The organism is Ideonella oryzae (assembly GCF_024055665.1).
Lineage (GTDB): Bacteria > Pseudomonadota > Gammaproteobacteria > Burkholderiales > Burkholderiaceae_C > Ideonella > Ideonella oryzae.
In genome coordinates this window covers 57,612-75,865 of the sequence record NZ_JAMXMC010000009.1, presented here as the reverse complement: position 1 = coordinate 75,865, position 18,254 = coordinate 57,612, and the positions used below count along the sequence as shown (strand labels likewise).

Genomic DNA, 18,254 nt, shown 5'->3' with positions numbered 1-18,254 from the left:
GTTTCAACCGGCGCTCCGTCAGCCTCCCTACAGTCCGTGCCGATTCCCGGCCCCGGGCGTGCCAGCCATGCCCGGGGCCGGCCTGTGTTTTCAGGCACCACAACGCAGTCGCGAGGAGACAAACCCCCATGGCCTGGCAGCAGATTTACGACCCATTCGGCAACATGTTCATCTCCACCGCCCTGGCCGCCGTGCCGGTGGTGGTGATGCTGGTGGCCCTGGGCTTCTTCCACATCAAGGCCCACATCGCCGCGGGCATGGGCCTGGCCGCAGCCTTCTGCGTGGCTGTCTTCGGTTACGGCATGCCCGCCGGTCTGGCCGGCAATGCTGCGATCTTTGGCGGCCTGACCGGCCTGCTGCCGATCGGCTGGATCGTGCTGAACATCATCTTCCTGCAGCAGCTGGCCGAGGGCAACGGCAGCTTCAAGGTGCTGCAGGACTCGCTTTCGGGCATCACCGAGGACCGGCGGCTGCAACTGCTGCTGATCGCCTTCTGCTTCGGTGCCTTCTTCGAGGGCGCGGCCGGCTTTGGCACCCCGGTGGCGGTGACGGCGGGCATCCTGATCGGCCTGGGCTTCTCGCCGCTGGCCGCCTCGGGCCTGTCGCTGATCGCGAACACCGCGCCGGTGGCCTTCGGGGCCCTGGGCACGCCGGTCATCACGCTGGCCAAGGTGCATGGCTACGACGTGATGGAGGTCACCGGCATGATCGGTCGCCAGCTGCCCTTCTTCTCGCTGATGGTGCCCTTCTGGCTGATCTGGGCCTTTGCCGGCCGCAAGGCGATGATGGAGATCTGGCCCGCCATCCTGGTGACCGGCCTGTCCTTCGCGATCCCGCAGTACCTGGTGTCCAACTTCATCGGCCCCGAGCTGGTGGACATCATTGCGGCCCTGGTGTCGATGGTCTCGCTGGTCGGTTTCCTGAAGGTCTGGCAGCCCAAGAAGGTCTGGACCTCGCCCTCGCTGAAGGGCCATGAGAAGGACGGTGGTGAGCCGCCGCGCGCCAAGACCATGGTGGCCTACAGCAGCAAGGAGCTGCTGCGTGCCTGGACGCCCTGGGTGATCCTGACGGTCTTCGTCTTCGTCTGGGGCCTGCCGGTGGTCAAGGATTACCTGAACACGCTGTTCATGGCCAAGTTCCCGATGGCCGGCCTGAACAACCTGGTCGAGAAGGTGCCGCCGGTCGTCACCACCCCGCACAAGGAAGCGGCGGTCTACGTGCTGAACCTGCTGTCCACCACCGGCACCGGCATCCTGCTGTCGGCCATCGTGGGCGCTTTCGTGATGGGCTATGGGCCCGTGGCCATCGTCAAGACCTTTCTGCGCACGGTCTGGCTGGTGCGCATGTCGCTACTGACCATCGTGCTGATGCTGGCCCTGGGCACGCTGACCCGCTTCTCGGGCACCGACACCACCCTGGGCCTGGCCTTCGCCAACACCGGCGTGCTCTACCCCTTCTTCGGCACCCTGATGGGCTGGCTGGGCGTGGCGATGACCGGCTCGGACACCGCGTCCAACGTGCTGTTCGGCGGCATGCAGAAGGTGGCGGCCGAGCAGCTGGGCCTGAACCCCAACCTGATGGGCGCGGCCAACAGCTCCGGCGGCGTGATGGGCAAGATGATCGATGCCCAGTCCATCGTGGTGGCCTCCACCGCCACCCGCTGGTTCCACCACGAAGGCGACATCCTGCGCTACGTCTTCTTCCACTCGGTGGCCCTGGCCTGCCTGGTGGGCGTGCTGGTGACGCTGCAGGCCTACGTGCCGCCGTTCACGCTGCTGGTCCATTGACGGCCGGTGCGCCGGCGGCGGGATTGCCCCGCTGCCGGTCACATCTGTTTTGACCATGGGGCCGCGTTCCCACCCAGGGCAGCGCGGCCCCCTGGCGTTAAAGTCCCGAGGGCTGCCCAAGCCGCCGTCCGGTGGCTGCCGTGGCCCGCAGGCCCCACACCATGACCACCCTGACCGACGCTCCCTCCACCCCGACCGACCCCACCCGCCGCGCCCCGCGCCAGGCTGAAGTGGTGGCCGCGCTGGGGGCGGTGCTGCCTGCCCACGCGCTGCTGTGGCAGAACGAGGACACCGTGCCCTACGAGTGCGATGGCCTGACCGCCTACCGCCAGCGCCCGCTGGCGGTGGCCCTGCCGGAAACCGGCGAGCAGGTGGCCGCCGTGCTGCGGGTCTGCCACGGTCTGGGCGTGCCGGTGGTGGCCCGCGGCGCCGGCACCGGCCTGTCCGGCGGCGCCATGCCGAGTGCCGAGGGCGTGACGCTGGCGCTGGCCAAGTTCAACCGCATCCTGCAGATCGACAAGGCCAGCCGCACCGCGGTGGTCCAGTGCGGGGTGCGCAATCTGGCCATCTCCGAGGCCGTCGCCCCGCTGGGCCTGTACTACGCGCCGGACCCGTCCAGCCAGATCGCCTGCACCATCGGCGGCAACGTGGCCGAGAACTCCGGCGGCGTGCACTGCCTGAAGTACGGCCTGACCGTGCACAACGTGCTCAAGGTGCGGGGCTACACCGTCGAGGGCGACCCGGTCGAATTTGGCGGCGACGCCTACGACGCGCCCGGCCTGGACCTGCTGGCGGTGCTGGTGGGCAGCGAAGGCATGCTGGCCGTCACCACCGAGGTGACGGTCAAGCTCACGCCCAAGCCCCAGGTGGCGCGCTGCATCATGGCCAGCTTCCCGGATGTGCACCGGGCCTGCGGCGCGGTGGCGGCCATCATCGCCGCGGGCATCATCCCGGCCGGCCTGGAGATGATGGACCAGCCCATGACCGCCGCGGTCGAGGCCTTCGTCCACGCCGGCTACGACCTGGACGCCGCCGCCATCCTGCTGTGCGAGAGCGACGGCACGCCCGAGGAGGTGGAGGAGGAGATCGGCCGCATGAAGGCGGTGCTGGCCAGCGCTGGCGCCACCCGCATGGAGGTCAGCCAGGACGAGGCCCAGCGCCTGAAGTTCTGGAGCGGGCGCAAGAACGCCTTCCCGGCCTCGGGGCGCATCAGCCCCGACTACATGTGCATGGATTCGACCATCCCGCGCCACCGGCTGGCCGACATCCTGCTGGCCATCCAGGAGATGGAGAAGAAGTACCAGCTGCGCTGCTGCAACGTCTTCCACGCAGGTGACGGCAACCTGCACCCGCTGATCCTCTTCGATGCCAACGACCCGGACCAGCTGCACCGCTGCGAGCTCTTCGGCGCCGAGATTCTGGAGACCAGCGTCGCCATGGGCGGCACGGTGACGGGCGAGCACGGCGTGGGCGTGGAAAAGCTCAACTCCATGTGCGTGCAGTTCAGCCCCGAGGAGCGGGCCCAGATGTTCGCCCTCAAGGCCGCCTTCGATCCGGCCGGCGGGCTCAACCCCGGCAAGGTGCTGCCCTCGCTGCACCGCTGCGCCGAATACGGCCGCATGCATGTGAAGAAGGGCCTGCTGCCCTTCCCTGAACTGGAGCGCTTCTGACCGTGGCCGATCCCGTGACCCAAGACCCCACGCTGGCCGCCCTGGTCGAACAGGTGCGCGAGGCGGCCGAGCGCCGCCAGCCCCTGTGCATCCGCGGCAGCGGCAGCAAGGATTTCTACGGCGGTCCGCTGATCGGCGAGCCGCTGTCGCTGGGCGAGCTGCGCGGCATCTCGTCCTACGAGCCCACCGAGCTGGTGGTGACCGCGCGCGCCGGCACCCCGCTGGCCGAACTGGAGGCCGCACTGGCCGAGAAGGGCCAGTGGCTGCCCTTCGAGCCGCCGCGCTTCGAGTACACGCCCGGGGGCGGCCCGGGCGGCGGCACCGTGGGCGGCATGGTGGCCGCCGGCCTGGCCGGCCCCGCCCGCGCCGCGCTGGGCGGCGTGCGCGACTACGTGCTGGGCGCCACGCTGCTCAACGGGCAGGCCGAGCTGCTGAGCTTCGGCGGCCAGGTCATGAAGAACGTGGCCGGCTACGATGTCTCGCGCATGCTGGCCGGCTCCATGGGCGTGCTGGGCGTGATCTGCGAGGTCTCGCTCAAGGTGCTGCCGGTGCCGCCGGCCACCGCCACGCTGCGCTTCGACCTGGACCAGGTCAACGCCCTCAAGCGGGTGAACGACTGGGCCGGCCAGCCCCTGCCGCTGCAGGCCAGCGCCTGGTGGGACGGGGCCCTGGTGCTGCGCCTGGGTGGGGCGGCCGCGGCGGTCGAATCCGCCATCCGCAAGCTTGGCGGCGAGCCCATCGAGCCGGCCCTGGCAGCGCGCTTCTGGGCGGATCTGCGCGACCAGCGTGACGAATTTTTCAGCACGGCCCGTGTGGCGGTGGCCGACGGTGCGGTGCTCTGGCGCCTGTCGGTGGCCCCCACCGCGCCCAAGATCGCCCTGCCGGGCGACATCCTGATCGAGTGGGGTGGCGGTTGCCGCTGGCTGATCAGCCGCGAGAGCGCCGAGACCGTGCGCGCCGCCGCCCAGGACGCCCGCGGCCACGCCACCGTCTGGTGGGGCGGCGAGCGCACCGGCGAGGTCTTCAGCCCGCTGTCGCCCGCGCTGCTGCGCATCCACCACCGGCTCAAGCAGGCCTTCGACCCGGCCGGCATCTTCAACCGCCAACGCCTGCACCCGGCGTTCTGAAGGCCGCGCCCGATGTCCACTTCCGCGCCCGAGACCGACCTGGCGCAGTACTACGCCCTGCGGGCGCATGAGTACGAGGCGGTCTATGCCAAACCCGAGCGCCAGGTCGACATCGCGCAGATCCAGGCTTGGCTGCCCGGGGCCTTCGAGGGCCGCGACGGCGTCGAGGTGGCCTGCGGCACCGGCTTCTGGACCCCGTTCGCGGCGCGGCGCGCCAGCCGCTGGCTGGCCACCGACCTCAATGAAGAGACCCTGGTGCTGGCACGCCGCAAGCCGGTGGACGGCGAGCGGGTGCACTTCGAGCGCCGCGATGCCTATGCGTCCTGGGCGGCGCCCACCTTTGACGCCGCGTTCGCCGGCTTCTGGTGGTCCCATGTGCCGCTGGGCCGTCTGAACGACTGGCTGGCGGCCCTGCACAGCGGCCTGCGCCCGGGCGCCCGGGTGGTGCTGATGGACAACCGCTATGTCGAAGGCAGCAACCACCCCATCCACCGGCGCGACGCCCAGGGCAACACCTACCAGCTGCGCCGCCTGGCCGATGGCAGCCAGCACGAGGTGCTGAAGAACTTTCCCACCCAGGCCGAGGCGCTCGCCGTCCTGGGGCCGCAGGCCTGCGCGGTCCAGTGGACCGAGACGACCTATTACTGGCTGCTTTGCTACACCTGGGCTCCCGAGGCCCGGGGCTGATCCTCCATGCAAACCCATCTCGCCCCTGAATTCGCCGGCACGCCGGCCGGTGAGGCTGCCGAGGCCATCCTGCGTCAGTGCGTGCACTGCGGCTTCTGCACCGCCACCTGTCCCACCTACCAGCTGCTGGGCGACGAGCTCGACGGCCCGCGCGGTCGCATCTACCTGATGAAGCAGGTGCTCGAGGGCGCGCCGGTGACGGCCGCCACCCAGGCCCACCTGGACCGCTGCCTGACCTGCCGCAACTGCGAGAGCACTTGCCCCAGCGGTGTGCAGTACGGCCGCCTGGTCGAGATTGGCCGCCAGGTGGTGGACGAGCGGGTGCAGCGCCCGGCCGGCCAGCGCGCCGTGCGCTGGCTGCTGCGCGAAGGGCTGACCTCCCCGGCCTTCGCGCCGGCCATTGCCGTGGGCCGCGCGCTGCGTCCGCTGCTGCCGGCCAAGCTGCAGGCCAAGGTCACCCCGGCGCCGGGCCAGGGCGCCCACCGCTGGCCCACCCGAAGCCACCCGCGCAAGGTGCTGATGCTGATGGGCTGCGTGCAGCCCACGCTGATGCCCAACATCAACTCCGCCACCGCCCGGGTGCTGGACGCCGCGGGCATCCAGACCGTGGTGGCCGACGACGCCGGCTGCTGCGGCGCCATCCGCGATCACCTGGGCGACCACACCGGCGCCCTGGCCGACATGCGGCGCAACATCGACGCCTGGTGGCCCATGGTCGAGGGCCTGACCGAGGCCGGCCAGGTCGAGGCCATCGTGATGAACGCCAGCGGCTGCGGCCTGTCGGTGAAGGAATACGGCCTGGCCCTGGCGGCCGACCCGGCCTACGCCGAGAAGGCCCGCCGCATCAGCGCCCTGACCAAGGATGTCAGCGAGCTGCTGCCCGACCTGGTGCCCCTGCTGCAGCCGCCGCTGGCCCGCGCCCGCGCGCGCCGCAACGAGCCGGCCGACGCGCCGCCGGTGCCGCTGGCCTACCACCCGCCCTGCACGCTGCAGCATGGGCAGAAGCTGCGTGGCGGGGTGGAGACCCACCTGGCCGCGTTGGGCTTCGACGTGCGCACCGCGCCGGTCGACAGCCACCTGTGCTGCGGCTCGGCCGGCACCTACTCGGTGCTGCAGCCCGAGCTGTCCACCGCGCTGCGCGACCGCAAGCTCAAGGCCCTGGCGCCGGTGCAGGCCGAAACGGTCGTGTCGGCCAACATTGGCTGCATCCAGCACCTGGCCTCGGCCAGCGAGCGCCCGGTGCGCCACTGGATCGAGGTGCTGGACGAGGCGCTGGACGAACGTCCCCGGGGCTGACAGGGGCAAGGCCGGCGCAAGACAAGGGCCATGGGGCCGCCTACACTCGGTGGCCCTTTATTGCACAGGATCCTGGCCATGCAACTCATCGGCATGCTGGACTCGCCCTATGTGCGCCGCGTCGCGGTGTCACTGCAGCTTTTGGGCATCCCTTTCGAGCACCGCTCCATCTCCGTGTTCCGCCAGAAGGCGGAGTTCGAGGCGATCAACCCGCTGGTCAAGGCGCCCACCCTGGTGACCGACGACGGCACCGTGCTGATGGATTCCAGCCTCATCCTGGACCACCTGTCTCAGATCATCGGCGCACCGCTGGCCCGGCCGCTGATGCCCGCCGACCCCGTGGCCGCGCGCCGGTGCCTGCGGGTGCTGGGCCTGGCCCTGGCGGCCTGCGAGAAGACGGTGCAGATCGTCTACGAGATGCAGCTGCGCCCGCCGGAGCACCGCCACGGCCCCTGGCTGGACCGGGTCAGCGAACAGGCCCAGCGGGCCTTTGCCTTGCTGGAGGCCGAGATGACGGCCCGCCCGCTGGCCGTGGGCCCGGCCCACATCCAGCAGGACGGCATCACCGCGGCGGTGGCCTGGAGCTTTGCCAACCTGGTGCTGCCGGGCCGCTTCGATGCGCTCGCCCACCCGGCGTTGTCGGCCCACACGGCCGAGGCCGAGGGGCTGGCGGCCTTCCGCGCCTGCCCGCAAACCTGACGCAGCGCTGGCGGCGGCCCCCCCGGGTCACAGCCGGACTTCCTGCAGCTGGACCTCCATCCAGGGGCCCATCGCGGCACCCAGCTTGGCGTAGCCGGCGGGTGTGAGGTGGATCTCGTTGACCCAGTCGCCCGAGGGGCCGGTGCTGCCCGGCTGGGCCGGGTTCAGCGGCACCGCCGCACTGTCGAACACCCGCACCTGGGGCAGGGTGGCGCCGGTGTCGAGCCAGAGACGGCGCAGCCGGCCAAACAGCGCATCGGACACGGCCTGCCGTTCCCCCACCGGGATACCGAAAGCCTCGAAGGCCGGCCACAGCCAGCCCTGCGGGGCCGTGGCCACGCCGGCCGGGCGCACCACCGGCGCGCTGTAGGTGTGCAGCATCAGCGGCACGCCGCGGTTCATGCCCTCGTCGCGCCGCTCCACCAGCTCGATCAGGTTGGCCACCAGATAGTTCGACAGCCGCTGCCAGCCGGGTTCACTGATCCAGCGTGTGGCGCTGGTCTCGCCCGGGTGCTGCAGCGAGGCTTCGTCGGGTGTGAGCAACAGGCGTTCATCCCAGGCGGCAGGCTGGCCGTCGCGGTGGCGGGGGCGCTGCTGGGCCGCGTCGATCAGGTCGTTGCCGCCGGCCGACAGGAGGATGCCCTCCCAGCGGCTCGCAAAGCGGGGGTGGCGCAGCAGGCGGTCGAACCAGGGGTCGTTCACATGGTCCACCATGTGGGCCAGGGTGTCGCCCGGGTAGGCGCAGCTGATGATGGCCGTGGAGCGGGTGACCCGCAGGCTCAGCAGCAGGTTGCTGCTCCGCACCGGGTTGAGGGTGCCGATCGTGAACCAGGAGTCGCCTTCGGCCAGCAGGCGGCGACCGTACTCGCCCAGGGTGGGCGGGTTGGCACCGGTCAGCGCGGCGGCGGGGATGATGGTCAGGGTGTCCATGGGGCGATCCTGCAGGCAAGAGGCCGTGTGCGACGCCATGATGCGCCGGGCCAGGGCCGCTGGCGTCACCCCGACAAGGGACGCCCTGGTCAGGGTCGGGTGATCCTCATCGGGGGCCGGCTTCGCCTGCCGTCGTCGGCGGACCGACATGGCGGACAATCCCAGGTCGTTCGACTCTCTGCCCCGGGCCTCGCCTGTCTTGCGAGCCACCCGGTTCTGCCATGACCTACAGCGTCAAGGAAATCTTCTACACCCTGCAGGGTGAGGGCGCCAATGCCGGGCGCCCGGCGGTGTTCTGCCGCTTTGCCGGCTGCAACCTCTGGAGCGGCCGCGAGGAGGACCGCGCCAGCGCGGTTTGCCAGTTCTGCGACACCGACTTTGTCGGCACCGACGGCACGCTGGGCGGCAAGTACGCCACGGCCGAGGCGCTGGCCCGGCAGATCGCGGCCCAGTGGCCGGCCGCGGCCCCGGGGCCGAACCGCCGGCTGGTGGTGCTCACCGGGGGCGAGCCGCTGCTGCAGGTGGATGGCGCGCTGGTCGACGCCCTGCACGCGCAGGGTTTCGAGATCGCGGTGGAGACCAACGGCACCGTGCTGCCGCCGCCCGGGCTGGACTGGGTCTGCGTCAGCCCCAAGGCCGGCAGCACCCTGCTGCTGCGCCAGGGCCAGGAGCTGAAGGTGGTCGTGCCCCAGCCGGGCCTGGACCTGGATCAACTGGCCGAACTGCCGTTCGAGCACCATTTCCTGCAGGCCATGGATGGCCCGCGCGCGCGCGAGAACACCGTCTGGGCCACGGCGCATTGCCTGGCCGATCCGCGCTGGCGCCTGTCGGTGCAGACCCACAAGGTGCTGGGCATCCGTTGATCGCCCGCCGTCCCTCCTTTCCGGAAGAACACCCATGCAGTACGAACTGAGCCAGACCTTTTATTTCGAAGCCGCCCACACCCTGCGCCGCACGGTGGATGTGGAGCCCAGCCTGCGCATCCACGGCCACACTTACATCGCCGAGATCACCCTGGCCGGCGCACCCGACGACAACGGCATGGTGGTGGACCTGGCCTACCTGCGTCGCAACATCGAGACCCTGCGCCGCGAGCTGGACCACCGCTTCCTCGACGAGGTCGCAGGGCTGGGGCCGGCCACGCTGGAGAACCTGTGCGCCTACATCTGGCGCGCGATGGAGCTGGTCTACGCCGGCAAGCTCAGCTGCGTGGAGGTGCGCCGCGAGGCCAGCGGCGACCGCTGCCGACTGCGGCGCTGAAGCCTCCGGCACCACATCGGCGGGCGCCTCCACGGCGCTCCTGTGGCCGCCAGGATGAGCCGTGCGGCCGTTCGTCGCGGGATCGCTGCCGTTTGTCCGATCGCATCGCGGCATGAAGTGACTTTGCGGTATGTTCCCCAACGTGAAACTCCGTTGCACTCAACCCGCCCTGTCCTTCGGTCTCCTGCGACATGCTCGTGAAGCAGGGGTGACGCTGATCGAGCTGATGGTTTCGCTGGCTGTCCTGATCATCCTGCTGATGCTCGCGGCCCCCAGTTTCGAGTCGCTCATGGCCACCAACAAGGTGCGCAGCACGGCCAGTGAGTTTGAGACCGCGTTGGCCGAAGCCCGGTCACAGGCCATCCGGCAGGGCAAGCGCGTCACTGTTTGCAAGAGCAGCGATGGCAGCGCCTGCGCCACATCCGGGGACTGGTCGCAAGGGTGGATCACCTTTGTGGACACCACTCGAGACGACACCGACGCCGTGGTGGATACCGGCGAAACCGTTCTGACCCATGGGCAGGCTGTCAGCGGTGGGCTGATCGTGGTTGGCGGTGCGAATGTGGACCAGTTCGTGTCTTATGCGCCGGATGGGCAGGCCAAGCTGATGAACGGTGACATCCAGACGGGGACTCTGCGCGTCTGCAGCACCTCCTCCACACTGGACGATGACCATCGGAGCCGAGACCTTGCACTCAGTGGCACGGGTCGGATCAGTGTGACGCAGTCAACCGGCGTGGCCAGCAGTTGCGATGCCCCGGATTGACACCATTCAGTCTTCTTGAGGTTCCATGAGAGTCCCTTCCTCCCAGCGATCCCAGGGTGGTGCCGTCATCCTGGAAGTGCTTGTGTCTGTGCTGGTGTTGAGCCTGGGCATTTTCGGCATGGTGGGGCTGCAGCTGCGTGCGCTGAAGGGCAACAACAGCAGCTTCCAGCGTACGCAGGCTGTGATGATGAGCTACTACATCATTGATGCGATGAGGGTGGATGTCGCCAATGCCAAGGCGCTGAGCTACAACACCGGTGAAGGCAGTCTGGAGGCCGACGATGAGATTCCAGCGCTGTGCAGCACGGATGCCGTGAGTGCCAGTGGCCTGGTCGGGGCCAACCAGACCGCATGGGTCGAGGGCATCAAGGCAGCCCTAGGGCCTGACTCCAGCAGCTGTGGTGCCGTGTACTGCTCCGCGGAAGGTGAGTGCCGGGTTCAGGTCCGGTGGGACGACACCAAGGCCGGCGGGCTGGGCAAGCAGATCGTTCAGACGGTGACCAAGCTATGAACACGCGGCAATCCCTGGGGAGCCCCCGCGCGCGAGGCTTCACGCTGGTCGAACTGATGGTGGGCATGGCCCTGGGCCTGGTGGTTGTGGGCATCGTGGTCAACATCCTGATGTCCAACCTGCAGACCTACCGGGTCAACGAAGACATGGGGCGGCTTCAGGAGTCAGCGCGGACCTCGTTCGAGTTGATGGCTCGAGATGTGCGTGAGGCCGGACAGAACAGCTGTGGCGCACGGCCCCAGGCCAATGTGATTCGCAGCGGCAGCGCCGTCCCCGTTTGGGCGGACATGGCCGGAGGCAGCGTGCGAGGCTACGAGGGCGACCAGGATGCGACCGGTCTGGTGGACACCGGAACATCGGCAGGTCAGCGCGTCAGCGGGACGGATGCGGTGTTGGTGATCCGAGCCGCCCCTTCCGACGTGATTGTGACCGCACACAACCCGAGCGGAACGGTGTTCACCCTGTCTTCGGCGGCCGGCTTCGCGGCACTGGATCCCGTGGTCGTCTGTGACGCCGGCTCGGCGGCCGTGTTCCAGGTGGGGGTCGTTGATACTGGTGCCAAGACCTTGAACTACAACGCCACCGACGCACCTCTGAACTGCAGCACGGGTCTGGATTATCCCGGCTATCCAGTTCCGGCCAGCTGCGGAGGCTTTGCCAACAAGACCTTCACCTCGGGTGGCTTCATGGCCAAGCTGGCCTCTTCGCTCTGGTACATCGGCATCAATGCCAATGGGGGGCGCTCGCTCTATCGCACCCAACTGAGTACCGCGGGGGGGGGCGTCTCGGTCGTGGCCGAGGAGATCGTGCCCGATGTGGAAGACCTCCAGGTTCAATACCTGACGGCCGATGTGTCGGGCGCCACGCCGGTGCTTGCATCGGAATGGGTGGACGCCGATTCCGTCACCGACTGGAGCCCGAGTGCCACTCAGGTGGTGGTGTCGGCCCGGCTCGACCTCACCCTGCATTCGCCCAACAAGGTAAGCACCGATGCCACGACCCTGGAGCGGCACCTCCTGTCGGTGGTCGGCCTGCGCAACCGGGAGACGCGCTGATGAGATCCTTCCGCAGTCCGCAGCGCGGGGTGTCCCTGATCGTCACCCTGGTGCTTCTGGTGTTCATCACCATCCTGGGCCTGTCGGCCATCCGCACGGTGACCCAGGAAGAACGCATGTCCACCCAGACCTATGACCGCAGTCTGGCCTTTCAGGCGGCTGAGGCCACCCTGCGGCAAGCCGAGGGCTGGGTGGAGGCGGCCAAGCCAATGCCCACGTCCGGGTGCGCGAATTACACCGTGCCGAGTGTGTCCAGCCAGGTGATGGTGTGCAGCCCCCCCGTGGCGACGAACACGCCGCGCTGGGAGGACAGCACCTTCGCCTCCTGGGCCGATGCACCGACCGTGGGCACCGGCGACGTGGCTATCACTCCCTCCTACTTCGTGGAATACCTGGGGTCGAGCTTTCCGTGCCGACCCGGGAATGCCTCCGACCCGATGAGCTGCAAGCGCTACCGGGTCACTGCGCGCGTGGTGGGGGGTGACACCCGCGCCAGCATCATGCTGCAGTCGGTCTACGCCACCGACTGAGCCCCCTCTTCGGGAGCAGAACATGTCCATCCTCCGATCCGGTCGACTGATGACCTTCCGCCTTCTCACCTGCAGCGTCGCGCTTTTGGGGCTGATGCAGACCGGTCACGCCGTGGTGATCCCCGACACGCCCCTGGGGGTCCAGACCTCCGTGCCGCCCATGGTGATGCTGGTGGCCGGGCGGGATCACCGATTCTTCTACGAGGCCTATAACGACGCCAGCGACCTCGATGGTGACGGCGCACTGGACATCCACTTCAAGCCGACCTTCACCTACTACGGGCTGTTCGATTCGACGCTCTGCTACACCCACAGCGGCGGCTTCGCCAACAGCGATCTGTTCACGCCCGCCAGCACGATGAACAGCGCGGGCAAGTGTCCCGGGAAGTGGTCGGGCAACTGGTTGAACTGGGCCACCACCAGCCGCATGGACGCGGTGCGCAAGGTGCTGTACGGCGGCTACCGGGACGGAAACGGCAGTGACAACTCGACGATTCTGCGCCGTGCCTATGTGCCGCAGGATGCACATTCCTGGGCCAAGGAATACACCAGCGTGCTCAACGATGGCTACGACATCGCGGACTACACGCCTCTGACGGTGCCAGTGAAGGATAAGAAGGATTCAGCGACCACGGTCCGGCGACATTTCTTCGGCAACCTCACCCGCAACAAGTCCACCGACTGCGCCACCCTGAGCGCCTGCAGCTACGATCTCCCGCCGCTTCTCTCGGTGGTGCTGAACTCGACCAAGCGGGTCTGGGGCTGGGCCTCCACGGAACGTCCGGTGCTGGACTCCAGCACCCATGGCGGCAAGTCGATGACCGACTACACCGTGCGCGTGGCGGTGTGCTCCGACACCTACCATGGCTCGGGCTGCAAGCAGTATGACAACGGGCACTACAAACCGATCGGCATCCTGCACGAGTACGGCGAGAACGATGCCATCCTGTTCGGGCTGATCACCGGCAGCTACGACAAGAACATGTCGGGCGGGCGCCTGCGCAAAGTGGTGTCCTCCTTCGGCAAGGACAAAGCGATTGGCAACGAGGTTGATAAAACCACGGGGGAGTTCAAGACGTCTCATCCCATCGTGGCCAGCTTCGACAACATCCGCATCCGGGACTTCAACAACGGACGGACAGATCAAGCCTACAAGGGCGGATGGTACGAGAGCGGGCCCATGACCGAGGCGCAGTTCCCGGATTGGGGCAACCCGATCGGTGAGATGATGTACGAGGCGCTGCGCTACTACTCGGGCAAGAAGAGCGCGACGTCGGCATACGCCACCACCACCACCAAGGATGCCGAGGTCGGCCTGTCCAGCGCGACGTGGGACGATCCGTATGACGCCACCAACAGTGCCGCCAAGTCGCCCTGGTGTTCCAAGCCGAACATCCTGACCCTGTCGGACACGAACGTTTCCTTCGACTCGGACCAGCTGCCTGGCGTCTACAGCGGGTTTGGCTCTTTCTCCGGGGATCTCGCTGGTCTGGACGTCAGCACCGAAGCCAACACGATCTCGGCCAACGAGCCCGACGTTGCGGGCAAGCATTTCATCGGGCAATCGGGTTCGACCTCGGACAACGTGCCCACGGCCAAGACGGTGGCCTCCCTGTCCTCCATCCGCGGGTTGGCGCCCGAGGAGCCGACCAAGCAAGGCAGCTACTACTCGGCGGCCGTCGCGTACTTCGGCAAGCACACCGATCTGCGCACGTCGCTCACGGGCACACAGTCCACCAACACCTTCGTGCTGGCGCTGGCCTCGCCCCTGCCACGCATCGACGCCAAGTTGCCCAACGGCAGCGTGATCACGCTGGTGCCGTTTGCCAAGTCGGTGGACGGCTCAGGCATCACGCACACCAAGGGCAATTACCAGCCGACCAACCAGATCGTCGACTTCTACGTCGAGCAGATCGCCAACTCCGGCACTGCCGATGCCAACAGCGCGGTCAACGGGGGGCGCTATTACGCGAAGTTCAACATCAACTTCGAAGATTCCGAGCAAGGCGCCGACCACGACATGGACGTCATCGTCGAGTACGAGGTGGCGGCCCAGGCCGACAACACGCTGAAGGTCACGCTCACCCCCACCTACCAGGCCGGCAGCATCAAGCAGTCAGTGGGCTATGTGGTTTCCGGCTCCACCAAGGATGGCCCCTATCTGGTGGTGGAGGACGAGTCGGATTCGACCTCGTACTTCCTGAATGTGCCCGACAACCTGAACATCGGCGATTGCGATGTCAGCAGTCCGCCGGACGCCTGCAAGTCGCTGCCCTACGTGGGCAGCAACAAGTCGAGTGTCCGTGCCTTCTCGGCCAGCACCACCGCCGCGGCCACCCTGCTGAAGGATCCGCTCTGGTACGCCGCCAAGTGGGGAGGATTCAGTGACAGCGATGGCGACGGCAAGCCTGGCTTGAAGCAAGAATGGGATGCGGATGGTGATGGCGTGCCGGATACCTACTTCTATGCGCAGAACCCGGCGAAGCTGGCGGAATCCCTCAAGAAGGCCTTTGCCGACCTGATCAGTCGCAACAGCAGTGCCAGCAATGTCACCACCAACAGCACGAGCATCAACTCGGGCTCCATGGTCTATCAAGGGGTCTACAACGCGGCCATCTGGTCGGGCGACTTGATCGCCTATCCAGTGACGAGCAGCGGGGTCAGTGCCCATCCGGCCTGGAACGAGGGGGCCATGCTGCCGTCACAGGCCAGCCGGAAGATCTTCTATCGGCGGCGAGCGGTCAGTCCGGACAACGGCAGTGGCCGCGGCTTTACCTGGGATCAGTTCGACACGACAGAGAAGGGCTACTTCAGTAACAGCCAGCCCTTGCTCAGCTATGTCCGAGGGGACCGCAGCCAGGAGGTGCTCAACGGCGGCAAGCTGCGAAACCGTGGCACCTACCCTGTGGGTGACATCGTCAATTCCTCCCCCTTCTATGTGAAGGAACTGGACGCGGTGTTCGTGGGGGGCAACGACGGAATGTTGCATGCCGTCAACGGCAGCTCTGGGGTAGAGCAGTTCGCATTCGTGCCGGCAGAGGCGATGCCCAACCTGAAGACGCTGTCAGATGTGGGTTATGCGCACCGCTACTACGTGGATGGAGACATCACCGTCTCAGGCCGCAGTGCGGCGACCACCAACCACAACTACCTCTTTGCACTGCTGGGCCGTGGCGGCAAGGGGCTGTTCGCGCTGGACGTGACCGATCCCGCAAACTTCTCCACAGCCAGCAGCCTCTGGGAATACACGCCCACAGGGCAGACCGCGGCAGCCGGTGACAGCGACCTGGGCTACATGATCGGTCGCCCCTTGTTCGTGAAGATGAACAATGGCAAGAGTGCGCTGCTGGTCGGCAACGGCTACAACAGCGCCAACGGGCACTCGGTGCTGTATCTCTTCTTCATCGACGCGGACGGGAGTCTCAGCAGCATCAAGAAGATCGATACAGGCGCCAGCGGCGACAACGGGCTCTCCGCGCCAACCGTCTTCGACACCGATGGCAACGGAACGGTCGATGCCATCTATGCCGGTGACCTGAAGGGCAATGTCTGGAAGTTCGACGTCTCCAGCAGCAGCGACACCGCCTGGGGGGTGGCCTACTCGGGCAATCCGCTGTTCGTGGCCAAGGACAGCGCGAACAACCTTCAGCCGATCACGGCGCCCATGGCTGTTGCCAAGGACACCGTGGCGGATGATCCCAACTACGGCAAGGTGTTTGTCTTCTTCGGAACGGGCTCCTACTTCCAGTCGGGTGATCCTGCCAGCCAGGCGGTGCAGAGTTGGTATGGGCTGGTCGACGAGACCCGGATCACTGATCGCTCGGCCCTGCGGGCGAGAAGCATTTCCGAGACGGGGACGTTCAGCGGTGAGAGCGTTCGTACGTTCAGTGCGGCCACTTCGGGAGACATGACGGGCAAGTCGGGCTGGTACATCGACTTCAACAGCACCACCCAGCCCGGTGAGCGCTTTGTCACGGAGTCGGCCTACTATGCCCTGGCGGTGCCCGTGGTGTTCGCCAGCTCCATCATCCCCGTCAACTCGACCGATTCCTGTGCGGGTGGAGGCACGGGCTATCTCAACGTGGTGGGCGCATTCAATGGTGCCGCGACCAGCGTGGGTGTGCTCAACGTGAATGGCAACGGCTCCTACACCGATGACACGCTGGACGGGGCCTACATCGGTTCGATCAATCTGGGCATCGGCATGCCAGGCAAAGCCACCCTGATCGGCAATCTCATGGTGGTGGGCGGCTCGGGTGACAATGAAAACCCGGACAGCAAGATTGGCTCGGTGGATGTGAACCTGGGTGTGACGCCGCTCAAGGGGCGCATCTCCTGGCGTGAGATCGTGGGAGATTGAAGACCATGCAATGCAATCGCCGCAGCGCGGGCCGGGGTTTCACCCTGATCGAACTGATGATCGTCGTGGCCGTGGTGGCCATCCTGGCCGCCGTGGCCTACCCCAGCTACATGAGCCACATCATCCGCACCCAGCGTGCGGCGGGGGCCGGTTGTCTGCTTGAGATGGCGCAGCAGATGGAGCGCTACAGCGCCACGAAGATGTCCTACACGGATGCGGCGCTGCCCGCGCTGGCCTGTGCCACCGACACGGCCAGTACCTATGGCTATGCCTTTGCAGCGGGGGAGCCCACCGGGTCCACCTTCAAGATCAATGCCGCACCCAAGGGCAGTCAGGCCAATGACAGTGATTGCGCGACGCTGTCGATCGACCAGGCCGGGACCAAGGGTGAAACCGGGAGCAAGGACGTGGCCTACTGCTGGCGCTGAGCGGATCAGAACAGCGTCGCGGTGCTGCCCTTCTCTCGGTCGTAGTTCACCAACTCGGTCTGGCCGGTGGCGGAGTCGGCCTGGGTCTCGAAGCAGAAGAAGCGGTCGCGGCCCAGCGACTTGGCGGTGTAGAGCGCCGCGTCGGCGCGCGAAAGCAGCGACTCGATGGTGGTCGTCCCATCGGGCACGCAGGTGGTGATGCCGCCGGAGAGGGTGACGCAGGTCTTGCCGTCGGAAGCTGGATGCGGCAAGGCCAGCTGGTGCACCATGCGCTGCAGGCCCTTGGCATAGAACATGGCGCCCGAGTGCGAGGTGCCGGGCATCAGGATCACGAATTCCTCGCCGCCAAAGCGGGCGGCCAGATCGCGTGGGCGCCGGCAGGTCTCGCCCAGCAGCTGGGCGATGCGCACCAGGCACTGGTCGCCCTGCAGGTGGCCGGCGGTGTCGTTGTAGGACTTGAAGTTGTCCACGTCGCAGAGGATCAGCGTCAGCGGTTGGCGATCGCGCCGGGCCAGGCGCAACTCCTCGTCCAGGCGGATGTCCAGACCGCGGCGGTTGGTCAGGCTGGTCAGCGGGTCGTGCAGGGACTGGATCTGCAGGTCGGCATTGCTGGCCTTGAGCCGGTCGGTCAGGGTGGTCAGCTGCCGGTGCAGGCTGCACAGGCGCTGCATGGCGCGCAGCTTGGCACCCAGGACCACCGGTGAGACCGGCTTGAACAGGTAGTCGTCGCCACCGCATTCGATGCCGGCCGCCAGATCGGTATCGGACACCCGGCCCGACAGGAAGAGGATGGGTGTCCAGCCATCGGGTTCGGCACGGCGGATCTGCTGGGCGGCCCAGTGGCCGTTGTGGCCGGGCATCTCGACATCCATCAGCACCGCGTCCGGGCGCAGGCTGGTGAACAGGGCCACCGCGTCCTCGGCGTTGCCGGCCTCCACCACATCGTGCCCCATGGCCTGCAGTTCGGCCCCCAGGGCAGCGCGGTGGGACAACTGGTCATCCACCAGCAGAACCTTCAGACGGATGTCAGCGACAGCAGGCATGGCACAACAGGGTTGGCGCGGGCCCAACACCCGCTACGCCCCGTTATCGGCCGGCACGTTCGTTCACTTGAGCGCGGTCCTGCTCGCCGCGCGTGCTCGATGACC

16 protein-coding genes are annotated in these 18,254 nt (G+C 67.4%); 14 read left to right on the top strand and 2 right to left on the bottom strand.

Features of this window, described 5'->3' with window-relative positions; translation table 11 throughout:
* Positions 1-128: 128 nt before the first annotated feature.
* The 6 genes from M0L44_RS15945 to M0L44_RS15920 all read left to right on the top strand — a co-directional run bounded on the left by M0L44_RS15945 (position 129) and on the right by M0L44_RS15920 (position 7,266).
* A complete protein-coding gene (locus tag M0L44_RS15945; RefSeq protein WP_252770800.1) occupies positions 129-1,787 on the top strand; it encodes an L-lactate permease in 1,659 nt (552 codons plus the stop codon).
* Between the two features lie 161 nt (positions 1,788-1,948).
* Positions 1,949-3,457 carry an FAD-linked oxidase C-terminal domain-containing protein gene (locus M0L44_RS15940; protein WP_252770799.1) on the top strand — a complete coding sequence of 503 codons (1,509 nt, stop codon included), beginning with the start codon at positions 1,949-1,951 and terminating at the stop codon, positions 3,455-3,457.
* A gap of 2 nt (positions 3,458-3,459) precedes the next feature.
* On the top strand, positions 3,460-4,584 hold the full coding sequence (glcE, locus tag M0L44_RS15935; protein WP_252770798.1) for a glycolate oxidase subunit GlcE: 1,125 nt from the start codon (positions 3,460-3,462) through the stop codon (positions 4,582-4,584).
* A 12-nt stretch (positions 4,585-4,596) separates the two neighbouring features.
* Positions 4,597-5,271: a class I SAM-dependent methyltransferase gene (locus M0L44_RS15930; protein ID WP_252770797.1), complete on the top strand. Its 675-nt coding sequence runs from the start codon at positions 4,597-4,599 to the stop codon at positions 5,269-5,271.
* A 6-nt stretch (positions 5,272-5,277) separates the two neighbouring features.
* Positions 5,278-6,567: a glycolate oxidase subunit GlcF gene (gene glcF, locus M0L44_RS15925; RefSeq protein WP_252770796.1), complete on the top strand. Its 1,290-nt coding sequence runs from the start codon at positions 5,278-5,280 to the stop codon at positions 6,565-6,567.
* A 78-nt stretch (positions 6,568-6,645) separates the two neighbouring features.
* Positions 6,646-7,266 (top strand): glutathione S-transferase family protein, encoded by a 621-nt coding sequence (locus tag M0L44_RS15920; RefSeq protein ID WP_252770795.1) that lies wholly within the window; start codon positions 6,646-6,648, stop codon positions 7,264-7,266.
* 27 nt (positions 7,267-7,293) lie between these two features.
* Here the strand turns inward: M0L44_RS15920 and M0L44_RS15915 are convergent, their stop codons facing one another.
* Positions 7,294-8,196: a hypothetical protein gene (locus tag M0L44_RS15915; RefSeq protein ID WP_252770794.1), complete on the bottom strand. Its 903-nt coding sequence runs from the start codon at positions 8,194-8,196 to the stop codon at positions 7,294-7,296.
* A 221-nt stretch (positions 8,197-8,417) separates the two neighbouring features.
* Here M0L44_RS15915 and queE point away from each other — a divergent pair, with 221 nt between their 5' ends.
* The 8 genes from queE to M0L44_RS15870 all read left to right on the top strand — a co-directional run bounded on the left by queE (position 8,418) and on the right by M0L44_RS15870 (position 17,106).
* Positions 8,418-9,059: a 7-carboxy-7-deazaguanine synthase gene (gene queE / locus M0L44_RS15910; RefSeq protein ID WP_252770793.1), complete on the top strand. Its 642-nt coding sequence runs from the start codon at positions 8,418-8,420 to the stop codon at positions 9,057-9,059.
* Positions 9,060-9,093: 34 nt separating this feature from the next.
* Entirely contained in the window at positions 9,094-9,456 is a 363-nt protein-coding gene (locus M0L44_RS15905) for a 6-pyruvoyl trahydropterin synthase family protein (RefSeq protein WP_022982332.1), read from the top strand.
* 130 nt (positions 9,457-9,586) lie between these two features.
* Positions 9,587-10,222 (top strand): GspH/FimT family pseudopilin, encoded by a 636-nt coding sequence (locus M0L44_RS15900; protein WP_256490306.1) that lies wholly within the window; start codon positions 9,587-9,589, stop codon positions 10,220-10,222.
* A 25-nt stretch (positions 10,223-10,247) separates the two neighbouring features.
* Positions 10,248-10,733, top strand: a complete 486-nt coding sequence (pilV, locus tag M0L44_RS15895) for a type IV pilus modification protein PilV (RefSeq protein ID WP_252770791.1) — start codon at positions 10,248-10,250, stop codon at positions 10,731-10,733.
* On the top strand, positions 10,730-11,788 hold the full coding sequence (locus M0L44_RS15890) for a PilW family protein (RefSeq protein ID WP_252770790.1): 1,059 nt from the start codon (positions 10,730-10,732) through the stop codon (positions 11,786-11,788). The genes pilV and M0L44_RS15890 overlap by 4 nt, the downstream gene beginning before the upstream one ends.
* Entirely contained in the window at positions 11,788-12,318 is a 531-nt protein-coding gene (locus tag M0L44_RS15885) for a pilus assembly PilX family protein (RefSeq protein WP_252770789.1), read from the top strand. The genes M0L44_RS15890 and M0L44_RS15885 overlap by 1 nt, the downstream gene beginning before the upstream one ends.
* A 22-nt stretch (positions 12,319-12,340) precedes the next feature.
* Positions 12,341-16,678 (top strand): pilus assembly protein, encoded by a 4,338-nt coding sequence (locus M0L44_RS15880; RefSeq protein ID WP_252770788.1) that lies wholly within the window; start codon positions 12,341-12,343, stop codon positions 16,676-16,678.
* 5 nt (positions 16,679-16,683) lie between these two features.
* Entirely contained in the window at positions 16,684-17,106 is a 423-nt protein-coding gene (locus M0L44_RS15870; RefSeq protein ID WP_290429063.1) for a type IV pilin protein, read from the top strand.
* A gap of 5 nt (positions 17,107-17,111) precedes the next feature.
* Here the strand turns inward: M0L44_RS15870 and M0L44_RS15865 are convergent, their stop codons facing one another.
* A complete protein-coding gene (locus M0L44_RS15865; protein WP_252770787.1) occupies positions 17,112-18,149 on the bottom strand; it encodes a GGDEF domain-containing response regulator in 1,038 nt (345 codons plus the stop codon).
* Between the last annotated feature and the right edge of the window lie 105 nt (positions 18,150-18,254).

Bases quoted from the DNA above. Each gene is read 5' to 3' on its own strand.
- M0L44_RS15945 (WP_252770800.1), top strand. From the start codon at position 129: ATGGCCTGGCAGCAGATTTACGACCCATTCGGCAACATGTTCATCTCC.
- M0L44_RS15940 (WP_252770799.1), top strand. From the start codon at position 1,949: ATGACCACCCTGACCGACGCTCCCTCCACCCCGACCGACCCCACCCGC.
- M0L44_RS15930 (WP_252770797.1), top strand. From the start codon at position 4,597: ATGTCCACTTCCGCGCCCGAGACCGACCTGGCGCAGTACTACGCCCTG.
- glcF (WP_252770796.1), top strand. From the start codon at position 5,278: ATGCAAACCCATCTCGCCCCTGAATTCGCCGGCACGCCGGCCGGTGAG.
- M0L44_RS15920 (WP_252770795.1), top strand. From the start codon at position 6,646: ATGCAACTCATCGGCATGCTGGACTCGCCCTATGTGCGCCGCGTCGCG.
- M0L44_RS15915 (WP_252770794.1), bottom strand. From the start codon at position 8,196: ATGGACACCCTGACCATCATCCCCGCCGCCGCGCTGACCGGTGCCAAC.
- queE (WP_252770793.1), top strand. From the start codon at position 8,418: ATGACCTACAGCGTCAAGGAAATCTTCTACACCCTGCAGGGTGAGGGC.
- M0L44_RS15905 (WP_022982332.1), top strand. From the start codon at position 9,094: ATGCAGTACGAACTGAGCCAGACCTTTTATTTCGAAGCCGCCCACACC.
- M0L44_RS15900 (WP_256490306.1), top strand. From the start codon at position 9,587: ATGTTCCCCAACGTGAAACTCCGTTGCACTCAACCCGCCCTGTCCTTC.
- pilV (WP_252770791.1), top strand. From the start codon at position 10,248: ATGAGAGTCCCTTCCTCCCAGCGATCCCAGGGTGGTGCCGTCATCCTG.
- M0L44_RS15890 (WP_252770790.1), top strand. From the start codon at position 10,730: ATGAACACGCGGCAATCCCTGGGGAGCCCCCGCGCGCGAGGCTTCACG.
- M0L44_RS15885 (WP_252770789.1), top strand. From the start codon at position 11,788: ATGAGATCCTTCCGCAGTCCGCAGCGCGGGGTGTCCCTGATCGTCACC.
- M0L44_RS15880 (WP_252770788.1), top strand. From the start codon at position 12,341: ATGTCCATCCTCCGATCCGGTCGACTGATGACCTTCCGCCTTCTCACC.
- M0L44_RS15870 (WP_290429063.1), top strand. From the start codon at position 16,684: ATGCAATGCAATCGCCGCAGCGCGGGCCGGGGTTTCACCCTGATCGAA.
- M0L44_RS15865 (WP_252770787.1), bottom strand. From the start codon at position 18,149: ATGCCTGCTGTCGCTGACATCCGTCTGAAGGTTCTGCTGGTGGATGAC.